The organism is Cellulomonas sp. URHD0024, from assembly GCF_000426185.1.
Classification (GTDB): Bacteria; Actinomycetota; Actinomycetes; order Actinomycetales; family Cellulomonadaceae; genus Cellulomonas.
This window is the reverse complement of the sequence record NZ_AUEW01000014.1, coordinates 73,899-94,620: the sequence shown is the minus strand read 5'-3', so window position 1 is coordinate 94,620 and position 20,722 is coordinate 73,899. Positions and strand designations below refer to the sequence as shown.

Genomic DNA, 20,722 nt, shown 5'->3' with positions numbered 1-20,722 from the left:
GAAGGAGTCGCGATCACGAAGCCGGCCGCCTCCGAGCTAGGCGGTACGACCTCCGGGCGAGCCGGTAGGCCGGCCGGAGCGTGGCGGCGACGAGCCGGTGGTTCGAGAGGCGCCACTTGAGCCACACCACCGGGTTCGTGAGCTCACGCAGGTGCGCGAGCGCCGCCGGCTGCTCGTCCGACCGCGCAGGGAGCCCGGCTGCGAGCAGCTGGAGGCGGTACTCGAGGAACGTGTAGCCGATGCCCGCCCACCTGGTCGTCATCGCCGAGCGCACATGGAAGCCCTCCGCCATCGCGACGTAGGCGACCATGCGCTCGAGCACGTGCGTGAGGCCGCCGTCGCCATACTTCTCACCCTCGAAGTCCTGGGCGGTGAAGCCGTGGTCGACGAGGCGGCGCAGGGCCTCCGGCCGCGCCCAGTACATGCTGCCGAGGGGGGCGATGGGCGTGAACTCGTCGAACGGGTTCACCATGTTGAGGTCCTCGGCGAGCTCGTCTGCACGCGGGCGATTCGTGAACCACGCATGGCCCAGGGTCGGGTACCCGATGTTGACGGTCGGGGGGAACAGCGCTCCCATCGACGGCTGGGCGGCGAAGAGCGCGAGGACCTGGCTCACGTAACCGGGCGACGACAGCAGGTTCTCGAACAGGTAGTCCTTGAACGACGTAGCGGCGTTGTACGGGTCCTGCGGCGAACGCTTCGAGTGCACCTTGCAGACGAGGTCGTACCGCCCGGCCTCGAGCACGTCTGCACAGTCGACCAGCAGTGCCGAGACGTCACGCCCGGCGTTCGTCGTGACGACCCGCACGTCCAGAGCCGCCGCTCGCCCGGCGAACCGTCGCTCGAGCTCCGACTGCTTCGCGGGCGTGTCGGTCGTGACGACGAGGTCGAACGGCACCGGGATGTGGTCGAGGTACCCGGACACCTCGTCGGCCATCTCGGGATAGAACATGTGCGCGACGACGACCACCCGAGGGAGTGGCTCCGGTGCGGGCACGACCTCGTCGGTGAGGACCTCGAGCAGCGACATGTTGGTGTGGAGCGTGCGCGGCGCGGTGGTGCGGACGAGGTTCTGCCACACGAGCGCCATGGGGTAGTCGAGGGTCTCGAGACGATCCAGCACCCGCCGGGCGATGATCGACTGGCTCTCCATGTACAGCGGGTCCATGAAGAACACCCGACGCTTGACCATCGGGCACCCCGCCTCGAGCAGCAGCTCGGCGTTCTCCAGCGCGGGGTTGTCCGACGGGAAGCTCGACTCCGGGAAGGCCACCGCGTAGGTGAAGCCCCGCTCCGAGAAGTGCTCCGTGAACCGTGCCTCGTGCCGCAGCACCGAGTCGTCGTAGGAGCGGATGGCCGGCATCGACTCCCAGTAGTCGACGAACTCGGGAGACGTCACCATGCGCTGCCGGACCACGAGCCAGGTGGACTGGATGTGCGCCGGCAGCCGCTCCGGGTCGGGCGGGTCGGCGAACGGGTTCGGCCGCATCTCTCGATGCTCCGTCAGGCCCCAGAAGTCGACGTCCTGCGCGTCCATGCGGTCGAGCATCGGCCGGAACGACCCGATGGGCCCGAAGAACGTGTAGTTGAGGAGGTGGACCTCGTCGTACGTCGCCAGCTCGTCCCAACCCACGCGCAGGAGCGCGTCCCGGTAGGCCCCGACGTCGAAGCCCTCGTTCGGCCGGGTCCACACGACGTCCGCGACGGACTCGAGCATCTTGCGGCCGACGTCCGACAGCGGCTCGTTGGCGATGACCACGATCCGCTCGACGTCCTCCCGCAGACGGCCGAGCTTGTGGGTGACGTAGTCGTCGACGACGCCGAGGGGGTCGAAGAAGAGATAGACGGCAAGACGGTGCAACGGAGCCCCTTCGTCGGCATGGGAAGCCGACCCACTGTAGCCGGGCACGTCATGGCGGTCGCGCACCCCGGCCTTGTGACGAAGTTCTCGCGTCGTCAGCCGCGAGAGACCTGCGTTCTCGGCGTCAGCCGCGAGTGACCTGCGCCGAGCCGGAGGCCGGGACGACGATCGTGCCGTGCTGGAACCGCTGCTGCACTCCACCACCCGAGACGTTCTGCTGAGGTCCGACCGGGAAGCCGAGCCACCCGCCCGCGCCACCGGCGCCGGTGAATGCCGCATCGACCTTGCCCAGCGTCGCCCAGGCGCCCGTGGAACCAGAGATCCACAGGTGGCCGTACTCGAACGACCGCGTCAGGCCGCCCGCGACCGTGTCGTCGCGGGAGGACGTCGGGAAGCCGAGGAGTGCAGGCCCGCCGCCGACACCGAGGTAGGCCTGGAGCATCCACCCCGAGACCGAGCCCCATGCACCCCGCGGACCGATGAACACCGAGCCCCGCTCCGCGTCCTGTCGGAGGCCACCGGCCACCGAGACGACCCGATGCGTGGGGTAACCCAACGCACCGGTGCCACCGGCCGCGACGTAGAACGTGTTCACCCACGACGGCACGACGACGGCGCCGGTCGCACCGGAGATGTAGATGTAGCCCTTCTCGAAGGCCTGGTAGATCCCGCCCGACGCGACCTTCTGCTCCCCGGTCGGGAAGCCGAGCGATCCCGGGCCACCGCCGACGCCCGTGTACGCCTGGAGCATCCACCCCGAGACGACACCCGAGGACTTGGGCCCGACGTAGAGCCGGCCACCTTGGAAGTCCTGCCGCCGACCACCCGAGTCTGCGACCTGCCTCGCCTTCGGGAAGCCGAGACTCCCAGAGGGGCCGCCTCGGGCGACGTAGACCTTGTTCACCGCCGACATGACCGGCCACGCGCCCGACCCGCCCGACACGTAGATCGCTCCGGACTCGAAGCTCTGGACCAGGCCCCCGGCGACACTGCGCTGGCCGGAGACCGGGAACCCCATCCTCGCGGGTCCGCCGCCGACACCGACGTAGGCCTGGTTCATCCAGCCGAGCACGGGGCCCCACTTGCCGCGCGGACCGATGTACAGGGTTCCGTTCACGAAGTCCTGGCTGAGCCCGTCGGCGACCGCGACCTCAGGCGAACGCGCGGGGAATCCGAGCGGGCCGCCGGGCCCGCCGGCGGCGGGGTAGAAGACGTCCACCAGTCCCCGGGTGTACTGCACGCCGGTCCACGGCGACGAGTACACCGTCACGTGCGCGAACCGCTGAGAGACGCCGCCGGGCACCGAGACGCCGTTGGCGATCGGGTCGCCGGCCAGGGCCTCGTTGGCCGCGACGTCGTACCAGCTGCGGAACTGCTCCAGCATCGAGAAGCTGGTCGACCCGAACCACCCGGTGTAGATCTTCCAGAAGTTGTAGTTGCCGTACGACGAGCAGCCGTCGGGCCGCCCCGAGAGGAGCGCGGCGTTCGGCTGGTACGGCGTGTAGAGGTACAGGCCGGCCGTCGCCTGGCTGCGCAACGTGATCCGACCGGTGCCGCACGCCCGGTTCGGGTTGTAGAGCATGTCGTACGTCCCACCCTTGACGTACCACCACCCCGTCCCGAGCCGGTAGGACTCGAACTGACGCGCCGCGTTGTAGACCTGGTTGAAGAAGCCCATCTTCGAGGGGTCGCAGGGGGCGGTGTCCGGGCAGGCGTAGCCCATGGCCTTCCGGTACGCGTTGTCGTAGGTCGGGCTCACGCGGGTCACGAGACTGCTCTCGACCTGGAGCTTCGTCAGCAGGACGCGGGGGTTGACGCCGCACGAGCGCGCGACCTTCTGCAGGATGACGTTCGCGGGCTCGCTCGACGAGCCGGTGTAGCCGTCGCAGTACGCATCGGCGGGCTTGGTGGTCGTCGCTGTCTGGTACTGGTACAGGCACGTGAACCCGGTCGCACAGCCCTGGTTGTGCGACGTCAGGAACCGCTGGATGTCCGCCGCCGTCATCGACGTGCTGTCGTAGAAGACGCCGTCGCTGATGATGTAGCCGGGGTCGAACGACGACGCGTCGGCCGCGGTCGGCACACCGACGCCGACGATCCCCACGACGAGCGCGACGATGGCGCCGACCCGAGCCAGTCGTCGTCCTGCTCGGCTGCTGCCCACCAACATGTCGACCCCGTCCACACTGACACCCGGGTTCGCTCCATCGGCGGTCCGGTCGGGTTGACACGGAACCACCGTGCGCAGGACGAGTCAATGACCGGCCAGCGTGTCGCCTGAGCGGCCGCCGGACGAACCGGGACGGTCCGGGACGGTCCGGACAACCGGCTGTGGCAGGGCCGGCGAGTGGGACCGGCGGCGACGAGACGTCAGCGGCGGCGCGCGGCCGCCCACCACCCGCGAGGTCGTGCCAGGAGCCGCATCGACCGCGTCCCGTACACCGCCCGAAGCTCGGCTTCCGCGTCGTCTCGTCGCGCGCGCTCGTGCTCGAGGGCCCGCTCGAGGCTGCCGACGTTCGCGGCCAGACCGGCCACCTCGTGCTCGAGGCTCGCGGCGCGCCGGCTCGCCTCGGCGGCAGCGCCCTGCGCGCGTTCGAGGGCGCCGTCGGCGTCGGCGCGGACCGCGCGGACGACGAACTGGTACGTGTCCGCATCCGGTTGTTCGCGCACCCAGTCCAGCACGCCTTCGGGCAGGGCCGTCGCGTCGACGTCGACCTCCACGTCGAGAGCGTCGGCCGTCGTCGGGACGACGTCCACCTCGACGAGTCCGGACGACCGCACCAGTGTCGTCAGGGAGGTGCGCGTGAAGAACCGCACGTGCGTCGTGTCGAGAAGCCCGCGATCGGTGTACCGCCACCGACCCTGCAGCAGGGCAAGGCGGACGGAGCCGTGCGTGACGTTCGGCACCGAGATGACGACGTAGCCACGCGGGGCGAGCAAGGCGGTGGCGGCCCGCAGCAGGCGCTCGGGATCGGTGAGGTGCTCGAGCACGTCGCCGAAGATGATGACGTCGAACGACTCCGGCGCGAAGTGGTCGGCGAGGACGACGGTCTCGAGGTCGGCGGCGACCACCTCGTCGAGCACCTTCTCCGCTGCGGCCAGGGCGGCCGGGTCGCGCTCGATCCCCGTCACGACGCAGCCCCGCCGACGCAGCACCTCACCGAGGTAGCCGGTCGCGCATCCCACGTCCAGGACGCGCTTGTCGTGGCCGACGAACTGCACGATGAGCGCGTGGGAGTTGTTGTCGGCGGACTCGTCGACAGCGACGTCATAGGTGGGCACGGCGCAATCCTCTCGCGGACCTCGGCGTCCACCCAAGGGTATGGGGCGTGCGAACGCTACTCCACGACCCACGGTGCCCGACAACACCCGAACGGGTGGTTCCCCTCCGGCAGCGTGAGACCATTCCGGCCGTGAGGGTGACACTGGACGCGACACCGCTGCTCGGTACCCGCACCGGCATCGGGCGGTACGTCGCCGAGCTCGTGGGTGCCCTGGCCCAGCTCGACGGACCTGACACGCTCGACGTCCGCGTCACCACGTGGAGCGCGCGGCGAGGGCGGGTACCCGACCTGCCGGACGGCGTTCGTCAGGTCGGGCCACGGATCCCCGCGCGTGCGCTGCGAGCGGCATGGCTGCGGGGGGACCAGCCGCGGATCGAGACGCTCGTCGGCGGGACGACGGTCTTCCACGGGACCAACTTCGTCTCCCCGCCGACCCGGCGCGCCGCGGAGGTCGTGACGCTGCACGACCTCACGTACCTCGAGCTGCCCGAGACTGTCGCCCCCGACAGCCTGCAGTACGCGGCGCTCGTGCCACGGGCGCTGGACCGTGGCGCCCACGTGGTCGTCCCCACTGCGGCCACGGGCCGCGCCGTGCAGGAGCGCTACGGTCTCCCCGACGAGCGGCTGACGGTCACCCCGCTCGGCGTCGACCCGGCCTGGGCGGCCGCCACTCCCCCGGACGTGCCGACCCGGGTACGACTGGGCCTCGACGAGGAGTACATCGTGTTCGTGGGGTCGCTGGACCCCCGCAAGAACCTGGGCCGCCTGATCGCGGCGCACGCACGCCTGCGCGCTTCGCGGCCCGACGTGCCACGCCTCGTGCTCGCCGGGCCCGCCGGCCGAGCGACCGATCTGACCGGCGACGGCATCGTGCGCACGGGCTTCCTCACCGACTCCGATCTGCGCGCGGTCGTGGCCGGCGCGAGGGCGCTCGCGCTGCCCTCCCTCGACGAGGGCTTCGGCCTGCCCGTCCTCGAGGCGCTCGCGGCGGGCCGGCCGGTCGTCGCCGCCGACCTGCCCGTCCTGCGCGAGGTGGCCGGACCGCACGCCGCCTTCGCCGACCCGTCGGACGCCGACTCGATCGCCGACGCGCTGGGACGGGCGCTCGACGCACCCGATGACGCGGCCTCCCAGGACTCCCGTCGCGCCTGGGCGTCCCGGTTCACCTGGGGGGCCTGCGCCCGGGCGACCCTCGGCGCGTACCGTCGAGCAGCGGCATGACCAGCGGCGCAGGCCCGCAGCCCGACGCGTCCGTGGGACCGGACGTCACGGTCGTCACCGTGACCTACGACGCGGCAGACCTGGTGCTCACCTGTCTCGACTCGCTCGCAGGCCAGCAGCTCGACGGGCTCCGCATGGAGGTGGTGGTCGTCGACAACGCGTCGTCGGACGGCACGGCAGACCTGGTGGCGTCGCGCAGGCCCGACGTCACGCTCATCCGGGCGGGCGCGAACCTCGGCTTCGCAGGCGGCAACAACCTCGCCCTGCGCACCGTGCGGTCCCGCTATGCCATCCTCCTGAACAACGACGCGACGGCCCGACCCGAGGCCGTCGCCGCACTGGTCCGCGCGATGGACGCGGCCGACCCGTCCGTCGCTGCGATGGCCGCGACCGTCCTGCTGGCGGAGCCTTTCCGCCCCGCGACCGAGGACGACGCGAGCTCGGTGGGTGGCCCGGACGGGCGTTGGGTCGCGGACCCGGACGGCACGGACCACCTCGTCAACTCGACCGGCAACGAGATGCGCACCGACGGCTTCGGCATGGATCGCGGCTGGCTGGCCGACGCGCGGCACCATCACCCGCCACGCGGGGTCTTCGGGGTGAGCGGAGCGGCGGCGATCCTGCGCATGTCCGCGCTGCACGAGGTCGGCCTCTTCGACGAGCGGTTCTTCATGTACTACGAGGACACCGACCTGTCCTGGCGGCTGCGCCTCGCCGGATACCGGGTCGAGCACTGCCCCGGCGCGATCGTCGACCACGTGCACGCGGCCTCCTCCGGCGAGGGCAGTGAGTTCTTCCGGTTCCACGACGCCCGCAACCGGCTGGCGCTTCTCACGAAGTGCGGCTCGGGCCGGCTCGTCGCGCGCTGCCTCACCCGGTTCGTCGTCACGACCGCCTCGATCGCACTCCGCCGCCGGCAGCCGGGCTGGGTCGTCCGGACGCGGCTGCGGGCCCTGCGGTCGTGGGCCGCGATGCTGCCGCACCTGCTGCGCGAGCGACGTGCGATCGGGCGCAGCGCCCGGGTCGCGCGCCGGGAGGTCGAGCGTCTCCTGGTCCCTCCCGGCGCCCCGTCCGGCGGGTACCGGGCGTGAGCTAGCGGTCCGCCGGCCCGCTCAGCCGGTGCAGGAAGAGCGTGACGCGGGATCGCCACGTTCCCGGATCGACGCGGAGCCACGTCGCGTCGACCGCGGTCACGAACGACAGCAGCCCCGCGCGCGCCGCCACGAGGAGCACGGCCAGGCCGAGGCCGGCCACGACCGCGGCGGGCGGGCGCACCCGCGCCGGCAGCGCGCGGCCGAGGTCGGCCGCCGCGAGCGTCGCGAGGACGACGACGACCGGGAGCAGCACCAGCACGTAGCGTGTCGCCACGCCGGCGGCGACGTCTTGGCGGAGCCAGTCGCTGAGGTTCAGTGCGAACAGTGCCCCGACGTAGGTGAGGCACCCCGCTGCCAGGACGAGCTCGACCGCTCGGCGGCGGACCACGAGCCGGGCGAAGGCGGCGACCAGCAGTGCGCCCGCGAGCCACGGCGTGAGCGCGAGCTGCACCGGGGTCCCGACCCATGTCGCACGCGAGCCGCCGAGGGGCACGACCCCGATCAGGGTCGCGCGCTCCAGCATCAGCGGTACCCACTGCTCGGTGACGTAGGCCGTCGCGGTCGACCACGTCAGTGCGGTGTCCGGCTCGTGCACCGCGTCGTAGACGCGGTTGCGCAGGATGGGACCGAACTGGTCGCAGAGCGCCGGGGTGTGGACGACGTCGCACGAGGGCACGAGGGTGCCGTACCGCGCGAGGTTCAGCCCGTACCGCTCGAGCACCAGGGCGATGACCGCGGCCATCAGGACGACGCCGACGGCGCGGCGGACGAGGACGAACGGTGACGCGCGCCAATAGCTCCGCAGCTCGCGCCACCACCCGCGCGTCCGAGCCCCGTGCACGAGGATCGCGACGACGAGCACGGGCGCCAGGGCGAGGAAGGTGTACTTGGTCAAGGAGGCCGCCCCGCAGGTCGTGACGGCGGCGATGTACAGGCCGGGCCTCGGCGTACGCGAGCGCAGCACCCGCACCGTGTAGTACAGGAACATCCACGCGAGCGTGTGGAGTCCGACGTCGTAGTTCACCGTGCCGCTGATGAACACCAGAAGCGGGTTGGCGGTGACGACGAGCAGCGCGACGTTCGCGCCCACCGGCCCGAGACCGAGCGCTCTGCCAAGGCGCCAGACGTAGGCCGCACCGACGGCGGCGATCGCGACCGAGACCAGTCGCAGGACAGCCATGTCGTCGATGGGATCGAGCCCCGCGACACGCACGACCAGTGACAGCACCCACCAGTACAGGTAGCTGCCCGAGCGCTCGAGGTCGCCGAGCCAGATGTCGTCGGGCGCCTGGTGGAGGAAGGGGCCGCCGCGGGCGAGCAAGGCGATCGACGGCAGGTGCAGCCCCGCCTCGTCGTAGACGCTGGACCGCGCCGTCACCGCGACCCACGCCGCCTGCGCAGCGAAGACCGTGATCAGCAGCACCGTGACGAAGCGCGATCCGAGCAGGCGGGCGATCGCCGCCCAGGCGTCCGGGACCGCGGGCGCAACATGCCCTTCGGCGGTCGCGACCTCGGCGCTCACGTCGTGACCGACCGTCGACGCGAGCGACGGTCACGGACTGCCGCGCCACCGACGACCAGGAGCACGACCAACCAGCCCGACGCCGTCAGCAGCCAGCCCGCCCGCATGCCGGGCGGGTCGTACTGCAGGCTCACCTCGTGGGTTCCGGCGTCGACCCGGATGGCGGACAGCGCCTCGTCGGCGTCGAGGAGCTCCGCGGGCACTCCGTCGACCTCGGCGTGCCACCCACCCGGCCGCAGCGCATCCGCGACCACGAGCCACCCGGGACCGTCCGCGTCCACGCTCAGGGCGAGCGAGTCGCCACGGTCCGCGAGGACCTGGACCTCGCCGTGCCCCGAGCTCGTCGCAGACGCCGTCGCGGCCTGGTCGGGGTGCTCGAGGACGACTGTGTCGTCGGGCACCGTCCCTCCGGCGAGCAGCGTCACGCGCGCGTCCTCGTCGGTCTCGACCACGGCCCGGGACGCCCACCGGAAACGCGGCAGGGCGTTCGTTCGCTCGTAGACGGTCGCACTGCCCGTGTCCGCCACGTTCAGCCCGTCCGCAGTCGGGCGGACGACGTCGACCACCCAGTCGCCGTCCGCGTCCGTCGGGACGGTCACCGCGCCGGGGCCGACGACGGAGAGGGCGATTGTGCGCTCCGCGTCGGCGTCGACATCGTCCGCGTCGAGGGCGACCCAGACGCCGAGACCGGCGGACGCCGGCGTGACTGTGGTCGTGGCCCGCGCCCGAGCTGCGCCGTCAGGACCGCGGACCTCGACGCGCACCTCCACGGCGTCGCCGTGGTCGACGGTGAGCGCGAGCCGCGCACCGCGCAGCGGGCCGGTCACCGCCGTCTCGACGGAGGTCGCCGCGTCGAGCGTGGTCGTCCCGGCAGGCGCGCCTGAGGCCGTCACCACGCCGGGCACCTCGTCGCGCGGGTCGGCCACCGCGTAGCGCGTCGCGAGCCGGTCCAGCGCCGGCGACGACAGTGAAGGGACGGTCAGCGACGAGTACGTCGGCGAGAGCATCGCGTCCGGGGCGGCCGCCGTGAGCATCCGCTTCCAGCCCGGGGTGTGGAACGCGTGCCCCGCGACCGCGCGCTGCTCGTACATCGCACCGGCACCGAACATCGCCTTGCCGACGGCGCCGTACCGCTCGTGGCCCAGGTTCGCGTCGAGGAAGCGGTGCGTGTCCGTCACCGGGTAGAACGTGTCGACGGAGGACGTCGGCCACCAGTGTCGCGTCACGTCCAGCGCCTGCGCCCCCAGCACGACGGGCACCACGACCAGCACCGCCACCACCGCGCCCGGCCGCGGACGCGCCCAGACGACGACCGCGGCCCCGAGCACGAGGGCACCGGCGACGAGCGCGACGAGCGCTTCAGTCCGGGCGGCCCCCGCCGAGGCCGCCGGCGTGACGGCGAGGGCTCGTCGCACCGCGAGCGCGGTCCCGGCAGCCACGAGGACCACGACCGCGACGCGGGAGGCCGCACCGACGATCGCACGGCCGCCCACCGTGTCACGCAGCTGGACGCGCAGTCCGGCGGGCGCGAGGAGCGCCGCCATCCCGAAGGCCGCAGAGATCGCCACGAACAAGCCGAGGAGCGAGCGCAGGCGCGTCACGATGTTCGTCGAGAAGACCGGGAGGTGCTGCGCCCAGCCGAGGAACGGGCCGACGCCGAAGATCAGGACGACGCAGACGGCCGCCCCCGCCAGCGCGAAGGCGTGGGCGTCGGGCGCGCGTACCGTGCGCGGGCGCACGAGGAGGCCCACGAGCACCAGGACGACCGCGGCGACGCCGAGGAACGCGAACCGCTCGACCGGGTTCCACCCCGCGCCCTCCCAGTCCCACGCCAGGTCGTCGGGCCAGCCCAGGGCACCGGGGACGACTGTGGTGGCGAACGTCGGCAGGGTCAGGTGCGCGTCCGCCGTCTGCCGCCGCACGTCGAAGTCGATGACCCCGACCGCCTGCAGCGCGAACGGCACGACCTGGAACCCTGCCAGTGCGAAGCCGACGATGCCGGCGCCGACGCCGATCGTCGTGACGTGCAACCACGCCCGGACCGTGCTCCGTGCCATGGCGCACCGGACGACGGCGTAGGGCACCACCGCCATCACGGCCCAGGCCGTGACGGCGTGGAACCCACCGAGGAGCATCGCGGCGAGGACCAGCGCGACGGGCACGCCGTCACGCACCCGCCTGTTCATGACCAGCCGATCGACCGCCCAGAACAGCCACGGCAGCAGCGCAGCCACCCGCACCTGCGGCCAGCTGGTCCACGCGACCATGAACCCGGTGGAGGCGAAGACCAGCCCGCCGACGGCCTGAGCGGCCGACGGGAGCCCGTACCTGCGCAGGAGGAGCGCCGTCCCCGCGATCGCGACGGCCACGACGACGAGCTGGACGACACCCGGCGCGTACCGGGCCGGGAAGAGCAGCCACGGCCAGGACAGCGGGTTGGCGAGGCCCGAGTCGGGCACGGAGCCGAGCGGCGTCCCCCCGCTCACGAAGGCGTTCCACGTCAGCAGGTGGCCCTGCCGGACGGCGTCCGAGAGCAGCGTCGTGGTCGGCACGGCCGCATCGAGGGTGTCGCCCACCCATCGATTCGCGACCGCGGGTTCGGTCGCGCCGGTCCCTCGCCACGGCGCGAAGCCCAGCAGCACGTCCGATCCGAGGAAGACCGTGCGATCGAGCAAGCTCGATGCGAGCGGGAGGACGGCGTAGGCGACCGCTGCGAGCCAGCAGGCGAACGTGACCAACGGCCAGCCGAGCAGCGCTCGCGCCTGCCGTGCGGGAACCATGAACCCCCTTCGATCGGGTCGTGGGTGGAACCCTATCCACACCATCGGTGCGCACCGGCACGGCTAGGCTCGTGGGTCGAACCAACCAGGAGGCATCCATGCATGTGCTCGTCACCGGCGGAGCCGGCTTCATCGGCTCCAACTTCGTCCACCAGACCGTGCGCGAGCGTCCGGACGTCCGCGTCACCGTGCTCGACGCGCTCACGTACGCAGGCGACGAGCGCAGCCTGGACCCGGTCGACGGGCAGATCGTCTTCGCCAAGGGCGACATCTCCGACCCGGACATCGTCGACACGCTGGTCAAGGACGTGGACCTGGTGGTGCACTTCGCGGCCGAGTCGCACAACGACAACTCGCTGCACGACCCGTGGCCGTTCGTCCGGACCAACGTCATCGGCACCTACCAGCTGCTCGAGGCGGTCCGCCGGCACGACGTGCGCTACCACCACATCTCGACCGACGAGGTCTACGGCGACCTCGAGCTCGACGACCCGGCCAAGTTCACGCCGGAGACCCCCTACAACCCGTCGAGCCCGTACTCGTCGACGAAGGCCGCCTCCGACCTGCTCGTGCGGGCGTGGGCCCGCAGCTTCGGGGTCCGCGCCACGATCTCGAACTGCTCCAACAACTACGGTCCCTTCCAGCACGTCGAGAAGTTCATCCCGCGCCAGATCACCAACGTGATCGACGGCGTCCGCCCGAAGCTGTACGGCTCGGGCGAGAACGTGCGCGACTGGATCCACGTCGAGGACCACAACAGCGCGGTGTGGGCCATCATCGAGCGCGGACGCCTCGGCGAGACCTACCTCATCGGTGCGGACGGCGAGGAGAACAACAAGGCCGTCGTCGAGGACATCCTCGAGATCATGGGCCAGTCCAAGGACGCCTACGACCTCGTGAGCGACCGCCCCGGCCACGACCTGCGCTACGCGATCGACTCGACGAAGCTGCGTGACGAGCTCGGCTGGGCGCCGCGCTACCCGAACTTCCGCGCCGGCCTCGAGGCGACCGTCGCCTGGTACCAGGAGAACGAGTCGTGGTGGCGCCCGCAGAAGGACGCGACCGAGGCCAAGTACGCGCAGCTCGGGCGCTGACCGCTCGGCGCTGTCGTCGCACGTGCGCTGATCTGCACAGATCCTCCACCTCGCTCGACCGTGTGCTCCCCGACGAGCGAACATCCACCTCCTACGATCGTCCGGTGACCATTCGCCACGCCTCTCCCTCGCGCCCTCGTGCCGCCCGTCACGCCCGCCGCGTCCGGACCCACGGCTTGCTGCGGGGCATCGCCCTGACCGCCGTCGCGGTGGTGGCGTTCGGGGCGGCAGGCAGCGCGGCGCTCGCCGTGAGGCTGCAGGGGAACGTCCACACCGTCGACGTGGCGGGTCTGGTGAAGCCGGTCCCGTCGTCCGCCGCGCACGACCCGGGTGACCCGGACGCAGGCAAGGCCGTCAACATCCTCATCCTCGGCTCGGACCAGCGAGACGGTGTCAACGCCAAGATCGGCGGCAAGGCCTCGGGCATGCGCTCCGACACGACGATGGTCATGCACATCTCGGCAGACCGGTCACGGATCTCGATCGTGTCGATCCCCCGCGACTCGCTGGTCGACATCCCGTCGTGCACGATGACGAACGGCAAGACGAGCAGGGCCACGCACGGGATGTTCAACTCGGCGTTCGCCACCGGCTGGGACATGGGCGGCGACATGCCCTCCGCGGCCGCATGCACCATCAGCACGGTGCAGGAGAACACGGGCGTCTCGATCGACCACTTCGCCGTCGTGGACTTCCAGGGCTTCCAGTCGATGGTCCAGGCGATCGGCGGGGTCCCCATGTGCATCCCGAAGCCGATGAAGGACAAGCTGGCCGGGCTCAACATCCCGACGGCGGGCCAGCAGACGTTGGACGGACCGACGGCGCTCGCGTACGCCCGCGCGCGGCACAACGTCGGGGACGGCTCCGACACGAACCGGATCGGCAACCAGCAGAAGCTCGTCGCGTCGATGGCGCGTGAGGTGCTGTCCGCGAACGTTCTGGCCAACCCCGGCAAGCTCGTCCGCTTCCTGAGCGCAGCGACCAGCTCGCTGACGGTCGACAACGGCATGTCGGTCGCCGACATGACCGGCCTCGCCTACAACCTTCGCAACATCGACCGTCATAACATCACGTTCGTGACGATTCCCTGGGCGCCCGCCAAGTCCGACCGCAACCGCGTCGAGTGGACGTCCGCGGCCGCGAAGGTCTGGGCGGACATGGCGCACGACACCCCGCCCGCGGGTGCCACGCCCGCCACACCCACACCCACGACGCCGGGCGGCACCGCGACGACGCCGGCCCCCGCGACGTCCCCGACGCCGGCGCCGACGAAGGCCGCAGGCAAGGAAGAGTTCTCGGCCGGCGACACGACCGACGTCTGCTGACGATGGCGTCCGAGGAACGCACCAGCCGTACGCCGCCACCGAGCTTCGCGCCCGGCGGGGCCGCACCGGCCGCATCGTCGCCGGACGCCCGACCGATCGTCGTCGGAAAGCCGCCCCGACCCACGACCACACCCACGCCGTCCCAGCGACGCCCGCCGGCACCGAGCCGGCCTGAGTCGTTCGCGCCGCAGTCCCCGTCCGCACGTCCGCAAGCACCGGCCGTCGAGGTCGGGGGGGCGCGGGTGGTACGTCCTCCGGCGCCGCGTGCGACGGCGCCGAGCGTGACCGGCCCGCGAACCACGTCGGCGCCGGCAGCACCGCGGAGCACCGCCTCGCGGCCCGCCGGGCGACGACCGTCGACGCCGCCGCCCGCACCCTCGACCCGGACCCCAGCCGTTCGTGCCACGGCACCGTCGACGCGCCGCAAGCGGTGGCCGCTGGTGGCCCTGGTCGCGGTCCTCGTGCTCGTGGTGCTGCTCGCGTGGCCGATCGGCTTGACCGTGTGGGCGAACGGCAAGGTGCAGCACACGCCCGCCCTGAGCGGCGCCGCGAACACGCCGGGAACCACGTACCTGCTGACGGGCTCCGACTCGCGTGCGGACGGCGGCATCAAGGACGACGGCACCGCGGGTGCACGCACCGACACGATCCTCGTGCTGCAGGTTCCCGAGCACGGTCCCGTCGCGCTCATCTCCCTGCCGCGCGACACGTACGTCGCCATCCCCGGGCACGGGTCGGCGAAGCTCAACGCGGCCTTCTCCTGGGGCCAGGCTCCGTTGCTCGTGCAGACGGTCGAAGGGCTCACCGGGCTGACCGTCGACCACTACGCCGAGATCGGGATGGCCGGCGTCGAGCAGATCGTCACCGCGGTCGGTGGTGTGCACCTGTGCCACGACGCGGACGTCAACGACCACGACTCGAACATGGTCTGGACCGCAGGGTGCCACGACGTCGACGGTACGCAGGCGCTCGCGTTCGCGCGGATGCGCAAAGCGGACCCGACCGGCGACGTCGGTCGCGCCGAACGGCAGCGACAGCTCATCAGCGCCGTGATGGGCAAGGTCAAGCCCGGGTCCCTCGTGTTCCATCCCCACAAGCAGGTGGCGCTGATCGACGCCGGCACCCGTGCGCTGAAGGTCAGTGACGGGACGGGGATCGTCGACCTGGGGAGGCTGGCGCTCGCGTTTCGCGCGGCCAACGGTCCAGGTGGCGTGACCGGCACACCCCCGATCAAGAGCCTCAACTACCGCCCGGGCGGGGTGGGGTCCACGGTCCGGCTCGACCCCGACCTCACACCGGCCTTCTGGGTGGCCGTCCGCGACGGGACGCTGCCGCCCGGCCCGGTCGGCGGGATGCCGACCGCCTGACCCGTCGTCAGACGCTGAACCCGATGGTCGGGCGCGCGTTCGTGTGCGCGCGCAGTCGCTCGCCCTTTCCGTCGGCCTGACCCTTCAGGTCCTCCTGGAACACGGCCATCGCCGCCCGCAGCCGCACGGCCTCGTCGTCCGTTCCCGAGGCGAGGATCCGCACCGCGAGCAGTCCCGCATTCCGTGCCCCGCCGATCGAGACCGTGGCGACCGGGACGCCCGCCGGCATCTGGACGATCGACAGCAGCGAGTCCATGCCGTCCAGGAGCGCGAGCGGTACCGGCACCCCGATGACCGGCAACGTCGTGACGGACGCGAGCATGCCCGGGAGGTGGGCCGCTCCCCCGGCTCCCGCGATGATCACGCGCAGACCCCGGTCGACGGCGGTACGGCCGTACGTGATCATCTTGTCGGGCTGCCGGTGGGCGGAGACCACGTCGACCTCGATCGGGACGGCGAACTCGCCGAGCGCGAGTGCGGCGGCCTGCATGACCGACCAGTCCGAGTCCGATCCCATGACGATCCCGACCTGGGCCTGCGCTGCCATCGTTGTCCCCGTCCGCTCACCTGTGCTGCTGGTCCGATCCGCGACGTCGTCGCCCCGGACCCATCATGTCCCAGGCCACGCGCCGTGCGGCGCCCTGTTCACGGCCGGCGGACGCGTCAGAGCGCGTCACCGCGCAGGAGCGCCGCCGCGGCGACGGCCCGCGCTCGGACGTCGGCCAGGTCGTCGCCGCCGACGTTCACGTGACCGAGCTTGCGGCCGGACCGGACCTCCTTGCCGTACAGGTGGACCTTCGCCGTCGGGTCGACCTGTGGCAGTGCGTCCGTGGGGTCGGCGAGGGTGCTGCCGAGCACGTTGGCCATCACCGTCCACGGGAAGGTCGGCGTCGTGTCGCCCAGCGGCAGGTCGAGCACCGCGCGCAGGTGCTGCTCGAACTGGCTCGTGACCGAACCGTCGATCGTCCAGTGCCCGGAGTTGTGCGGGCGCATCGCGAGCTCGTTGACCAGCACCGACGGCGTGCCGTCGTCGCCCGGGACCTCGAACAGCTCGACGGCGAGCACACCGGTGACGCCGAGCCCTTCGGCGATCCGCGTCGCCACGTCGACCGCTCGGTCCCGGGTCGCCGGGGGCAGGTCCGGGGCGGGCGCGATCACCTCGGAGCACACACCGTCACGCTGGATCGACTCGACGACGGGCCACGTGCGGACCTCGCCGCTCGGCCGACGCGCCACGAGGACGGCGAGCTCGCGGGTGAACGGGACCTTCTCCTCGGCGAGCAGCGGCGCACCGGTGCCGTCGGCGACCGCCGAGAACCAGTCGGCGACCTCGTGGGACGACCGCACCAGACGGACCCCCTTGCCGTCGTAGCCTCCGCGCGAGGTCTTGACGACGGCCTCGCCGCCGGCCAGGAACGCGTCGAGGTCCGCGCGGGAGGTCAGGGCCGCCCACCGGGGACAGGGGATCCCGAGCTCCGTCAGGCGTGTGCGCATCACGATCTTGTCCTGCGCGTGAACGAGGGCGCCCGCCCGCGGTTGCACCGAGGTACCCGCCGCCTCGAGCCGGTCCAGGAGCGCGTTCGGGACGTGCTCGTGCTCGAACGTCAGGGCGTCGGCGCCGACGGCGAGCCGCTCGATCGCGGTCTCGTCCGACGCGGCCCCGACCGGTGCGTCCACGACGACCTGCGCCGCCGACGACGTCGGGCTCTCGACCAGGACGCGCAGGTGCAGGCCCAGGGCCGTCGCCGCCGGCGCCATCATGCGGGCCAGCTGGCCACCGCCCACCACTGCCACCACGGGTGCTGTCACGGGCGACGACACTAGTCGAGCGCCACGCACCACGTCCGTCGCGAGCGCCACGTGGGACGCCGCCGCCGAGCCGCTCGCCCGGGCACGATATCCTCGCGGTCTCACCGCGACACCGAGCGGGAGCGCGAACGCGAGCGGTGGGAGAGCTGTGAGCACGAGTGACGAGCCGATGGACGGGCTCTCCGTCCCGCGCGGTTCGACGGCGGCCGACCAGACGGTCGCGCCCGAGCCTGCCATCGTGGTCTCGGCCACTCGGGCGCGCACCTACGAGATCCTGCGCTTCCTGTCCGTCGGCGGGCTCGCGTTCGTCGTCGACCTCGGGCTGTTCAACCTGCTGAGGTTCGGCCCGGGACACCTGCTCGAGCAGAAGCCCGTGACCGCCAAGGTCATCTCGCTGGTCGCTGCGACGCTCGTGTCATGGGTCGGGAACCGGCACTGGACGTTCTCCGGTCAGCGGACCGACCGCCAGGCGCGCGAGCTGATCGTCTTCGCCGGCATCAACATCGTCTGCGCCGGCGTCCCCGTGCTCACCCTTGCGATCTCGCACTACGCGCTCGAGCTCACCAACGCGTTCGCCGACAACGTCGCGACCGTCCTCGGCATCGGGATCGGGACCGTGCTGCGCTACGTCGGCTACAAGCGGTGGGTGTTCACCGGTCACCGTGTGGCGCCCCCGGCCGGCCGGACGACGTCGGTCTGACACGGAAGGACGGCGCGCCTGGCGAGGCGTGGTCGAGCACATCTCGGCCGGTCAGGGCACGTCTGCCTGAACGATCATGGCGTCGCCCGATGCGGAGAGCGGACCGTCGGCGGCCGGGATGAAGGCGGCCTGGCCGCGCCGCAGCAGCACCGGATCACCTCCGGCCGTCGCCACCTCGACCTCACCCTCGAGGCAGAGGAGCACGCGCGGGCCTCGGCCCGGGATCGTCGCGACGCCGTCGTCCGTCAGGCGGGTCACGGACAGCTCGAAGTCCTCGACGGGCGCGTAGAAGATGCGCGTGGACGTGAACACCCGTTCCGGCGCGATGCGGATGGGCGGTGCCGCGACGCAGTCGACGTTGCGCAGGAGCTCTTCGACGTCGACGTGCTTGCGAGTCAGCCCGGCCCGCAGGACGTTGTCCGAGTTCGCCATGATCTCGACCCCCACCCCGTGCAGGTAGGCGTGGACCGTGCCGGTGGGAACGAAGAGGGCCTCGCCCGGTTGCAGGGTCACCGGGTTCAGCAGCACCGACGTGACGGCGCCCGGGTCGCCCGGGTAGGCCTCGGACAACCGGATGACCGTCCGGTCGGTCCGCGGGGACGGTGACCCGTCGTGCAGCCGACGCTGGCACGCCTCCGCGAACTTGGCCACGTCGGCCGGACCGGGCCGGGTGTCCGGGGCGAGCAGCCACTCGAACGCGGCGCGGACACCGTTCGAGCTGGGGTCCGCGACGAGGATGGCGTGCAGGTCGTGCGCGAGCGGCGCGTCGAGATCGCCCAGCAGCTCCGCGGCCCGACGCGGGGCCCGGAAGCCGACCATCGCGTCGAACCGGGTCAGCGCGTAGACGAGCTCCGGCTTGTGGTTGCGGTCGCGGTAGCTCCGCTCGGGTGCCGTGACGGCGATCCCGGCGGCCTCCTCCTCCGCGAAACCCGTCCGCGCCCGTTCCATGCTCGGGTGCACCTGCAACGACAGGGGCACCTCGGCGGCGATGATCTTGAGCAGGTACGGGAGCCGTGACTCGAACCGGGACGCGATGTCGCGGCCGAGGTGGAAGTCAGGGTCGGACGCGATCAGCTCGTCGAGCGTCGTCGACCCGTCGTCGGTCCGCGCGGCCGACGGTGCACTCGTGTGCGCCCCGAACCACGCCTCCGCGACCGGGCTGCCGTCGGGCACCGTGGCGAGCACGTCCGGGATCGCGGTGGTCGAACCCCACGCGTAGTGCTGGATGGCGGGTGCGAGTCGGTACAGAACGATCGTCTCCTGAAGCTCTGGCAGTGCCCTTCGGGGCCTTCACTGTAACGGACAAATGTGGCGAACTGGACAGACTCGGCGGTGCTGTCGCAGGCGGTCAGCGCCGTCTGCTCGGTCGGGTCACGACCCTCCCCATGGGGACGACGACATCCGGACGCATCGACGACGGGACCCCGGACAGGAACAGGGCGAAGACAGCCGGCCGCCGCTGGGCGAGCTCGAGCCGGCCGCCGTCCGCAGACGCCAGGTCGCGGGCCAGGGCCAGTCCCAGACCCGTCCCGCGCCCGGAGGTGACCTCGCGCTCGAAGATCCGCGGCGCCAGGTCGTCGGGGACACCGGCACCCTCGTCGGCCACCTCGACCACCACGGCGCCCGAGGACCCGCCGGTACGGGCGCGGACGGTCGTGGTTCCTGCGCCGTGCTTGAGGGAGTTCTCGATCAGCGTCGCCAGGACCTGCGCGAGCGCTCCCGGCGTCGCGAGCACCTGCGTGGCGGGATCCACCTCGACGACGATGTGCCGCCCGGCGGCGTCGAAGGTCGGCTGCCACTCCTCCTCCTGCTGGCGGACGACGTCGATGAGCATGAGCGCCTCGGTCGTACCGCCCTGCGCGCGCCGCGAGCTGGCCAGCAGGTCGTCGACGACGCGGACGAGGCGCTCGACCTGCTCCAAGGAGATCCGGGCCTCCTCGCTCACGTCCGGGTCGTCCGTCGCGAGCATGATCTCCTCGAGCCGCATCGTCAGCGCGGTGAGCGGCGTGCGCAGCTGGTGCGAGGCGTCGGCCGCGAACTGCCGCTCGGCCGCGAGGCGAGCGGCCATCCGGTCGGCGCTGCGCGCCAGCTCGGCGGCGACGAGGTCGATCTCCTCGACGCCTGACGGTTCGAGCCGCGGGCGCACCTGCCCCGCACCGAGCTGCTCCGCGGAGGCAGCAAGGTAGACGAGCGGAGCGGTCAGGCGGTTGGCCTGCCAGATGGCCATCGCGATCCCGGCCGCGAACGCGACCACCGCCGCGGCGACGACGAGCGCGATCACCCGGGCGCTCTGCCAGAAGACGTCCCACCAGGAGACGTACAGGTTCACCACCGCACCCGTCTGCGAGGTGACCTGCACGGAGAGCGTCCGCCCCTGCACGTGGTCGCCGGCCTGGTAGAACTGGCCGTTGGGTGCCTGGACGGTCACCGACGCAGGGATGTCCCCCGGGCCGCCGGTCGCCACCTCGAGCATCGGGCCGGGCAGCTCGATGTCCTGCTGCTCACGGAAGTCGATCGAGCGCGCGACGGTGTCCGCACGGGCCTTGAGCGCCTGCATCTCGTTCTCGCGCACGAGCTGGGCGCCGAGGAACGCCAGGGGAAAGCCCAGCAGGACGACCGCGACGGTGACCGCCGCGATCGTCGCCTGCAGGACGCGACGGCGCAA

Annotated in this window: 15 protein-coding genes; 6 read left to right on the top strand and 9 right to left on the bottom strand. The window is 72.0% G+C overall.

From position 1 onward, the window contains the following. Positions 1–13: 13 nt before the first annotated feature. The 3 genes from I847_RS0115015 to I847_RS26800 form a co-directional block, all read right to left on the bottom strand. Positions 14–1,861 (bottom strand): rhamnan synthesis F family protein, encoded by a 1,848-nt coding sequence (locus I847_RS0115015; RefSeq protein ID WP_028050351.1) that lies wholly within the window; start codon positions 1,859–1,861, stop codon positions 14–16. 124 nt (positions 1,862–1,985) lie between these two features. After that, positions 1,986–4,031, bottom strand: a complete 2,046-nt coding sequence (locus I847_RS25780) for an LGFP repeat-containing protein (RefSeq protein WP_155856167.1) — start codon at positions 4,029–4,031, stop codon at positions 1,986–1,988. 200 nt (positions 4,032–4,231) lie between these two features. Next, positions 4,232–5,143, bottom strand: coding sequence for a bifunctional 2-polyprenyl-6-hydroxyphenol methylase/3-demethylubiquinol 3-O-methyltransferase UbiG (locus I847_RS26800; protein WP_051274943.1), 912 nt, complete (start codon positions 5,141–5,143; stop codon positions 4,232–4,234). Positions 5,144–5,274: 131 nt separating this feature from the next. Between I847_RS26800 and I847_RS0115000 the strand changes: the two genes are divergently transcribed. Then, complete coding sequence (locus I847_RS0115000; protein ID WP_196804583.1) at positions 5,275–6,366, top strand: glycosyltransferase family 1 protein; 1,092 nt, start codon at positions 5,275–5,277, stop codon at positions 6,364–6,366. Beyond that, positions 6,363–7,457, top strand: a complete 1,095-nt coding sequence (locus I847_RS23970; protein WP_051274942.1) for a glycosyltransferase family 2 protein — start codon at positions 6,363–6,365, stop codon at positions 7,455–7,457. Before I847_RS0115000 ends, I847_RS23970 begins: the two co-directional genes overlap by 4 nt. Position 7,458: 1 nt before the next feature. Here the strand turns inward: I847_RS23970 and I847_RS0114990 are convergent, their stop codons facing one another. Then, complete coding sequence (locus I847_RS0114990; RefSeq protein WP_028050349.1) at positions 7,459–8,982, bottom strand: glycosyltransferase family 39 protein; 1,524 nt, start codon at positions 8,980–8,982, stop codon at positions 7,459–7,461. Continuing rightward, entirely contained in the window at positions 8,979–11,762 is a 2,784-nt protein-coding gene (locus tag I847_RS0114985; RefSeq protein WP_028050348.1) for a hypothetical protein, read from the bottom strand. The genes I847_RS0114990 and I847_RS0114985 overlap by 4 nt, the downstream gene beginning before the upstream one ends. 98 nt (positions 11,763–11,860) lie before the next feature. Between I847_RS0114985 and rfbB the strand changes: the two genes are divergently transcribed. The 3 genes from rfbB to I847_RS23960 all read left to right on the top strand — a co-directional run bounded on the left by rfbB (position 11,861) and on the right by I847_RS23960 (position 15,548). Continuing rightward, complete coding sequence (gene rfbB / locus I847_RS0114980; protein ID WP_028050347.1) at positions 11,861–12,856, top strand: dTDP-glucose 4,6-dehydratase; 996 nt, start codon at positions 11,861–11,863, stop codon at positions 12,854–12,856. Between the two features lie 104 nt (positions 12,857–12,960). After that, a complete protein-coding gene (locus tag I847_RS23965) occupies positions 12,961–14,181 on the top strand; it encodes an LCP family protein (RefSeq protein WP_051274951.1) in 1,221 nt (406 codons plus the stop codon). Between the two features lie 440 nt (positions 14,182–14,621). Continuing rightward, positions 14,622–15,548 (top strand): LCP family protein, encoded by a 927-nt coding sequence (locus I847_RS23960; protein WP_231384237.1) that lies wholly within the window; start codon positions 14,622–14,624, stop codon positions 15,546–15,548. Between the two features lie 7 nt (positions 15,549–15,555). On the opposite strand, the gene purE is transcribed toward I847_RS23960, so the two are convergent. Both purE and I847_RS0114960 read right to left on the bottom strand, forming a co-directional pair. Then, on the bottom strand, positions 15,556–16,095 hold the full coding sequence (gene purE, locus I847_RS0114965) for a 5-(carboxyamino)imidazole ribonucleotide mutase (protein ID WP_028050346.1): 540 nt from the start codon (positions 16,093–16,095) through the stop codon (positions 15,556–15,558). Between the two features lie 116 nt (positions 16,096–16,211). Further along, positions 16,212–17,357, bottom strand: a complete 1,146-nt coding sequence (locus tag I847_RS0114960) for a 5-(carboxyamino)imidazole ribonucleotide synthase (protein ID WP_028050345.1) — start codon at positions 17,355–17,357, stop codon at positions 16,212–16,214. A gap of 148 nt (positions 17,358–17,505) precedes the next feature. Between I847_RS0114960 and I847_RS23955 the strand changes: the two genes are divergently transcribed. Beyond that, the gene (locus tag I847_RS23955; RefSeq protein ID WP_051274941.1) at positions 17,506–18,057 is read left to right on the top strand and encodes a GtrA family protein; all 552 of its coding nucleotides are present in this window, start codon (positions 17,506–17,508) and stop codon (positions 18,055–18,057) included. Positions 18,058–18,108: 51 nt separating this feature from the next. Here I847_RS23955 and manA read toward each other — a convergent pair whose 3' ends face one another. Continuing rightward, positions 18,109–19,305: a mannose-6-phosphate isomerase, class I gene (manA, locus tag I847_RS0114950; RefSeq protein WP_028050344.1), complete on the bottom strand. Its 1,197-nt coding sequence runs from the start codon at positions 19,303–19,305 to the stop codon at positions 18,109–18,111. A gap of 100 nt (positions 19,306–19,405) precedes the next feature. Continuing rightward, entirely contained in the window at positions 19,406–20,722 is a 1,317-nt protein-coding gene (locus I847_RS0114945; RefSeq protein WP_028050343.1) for an ATP-binding protein, read from the bottom strand.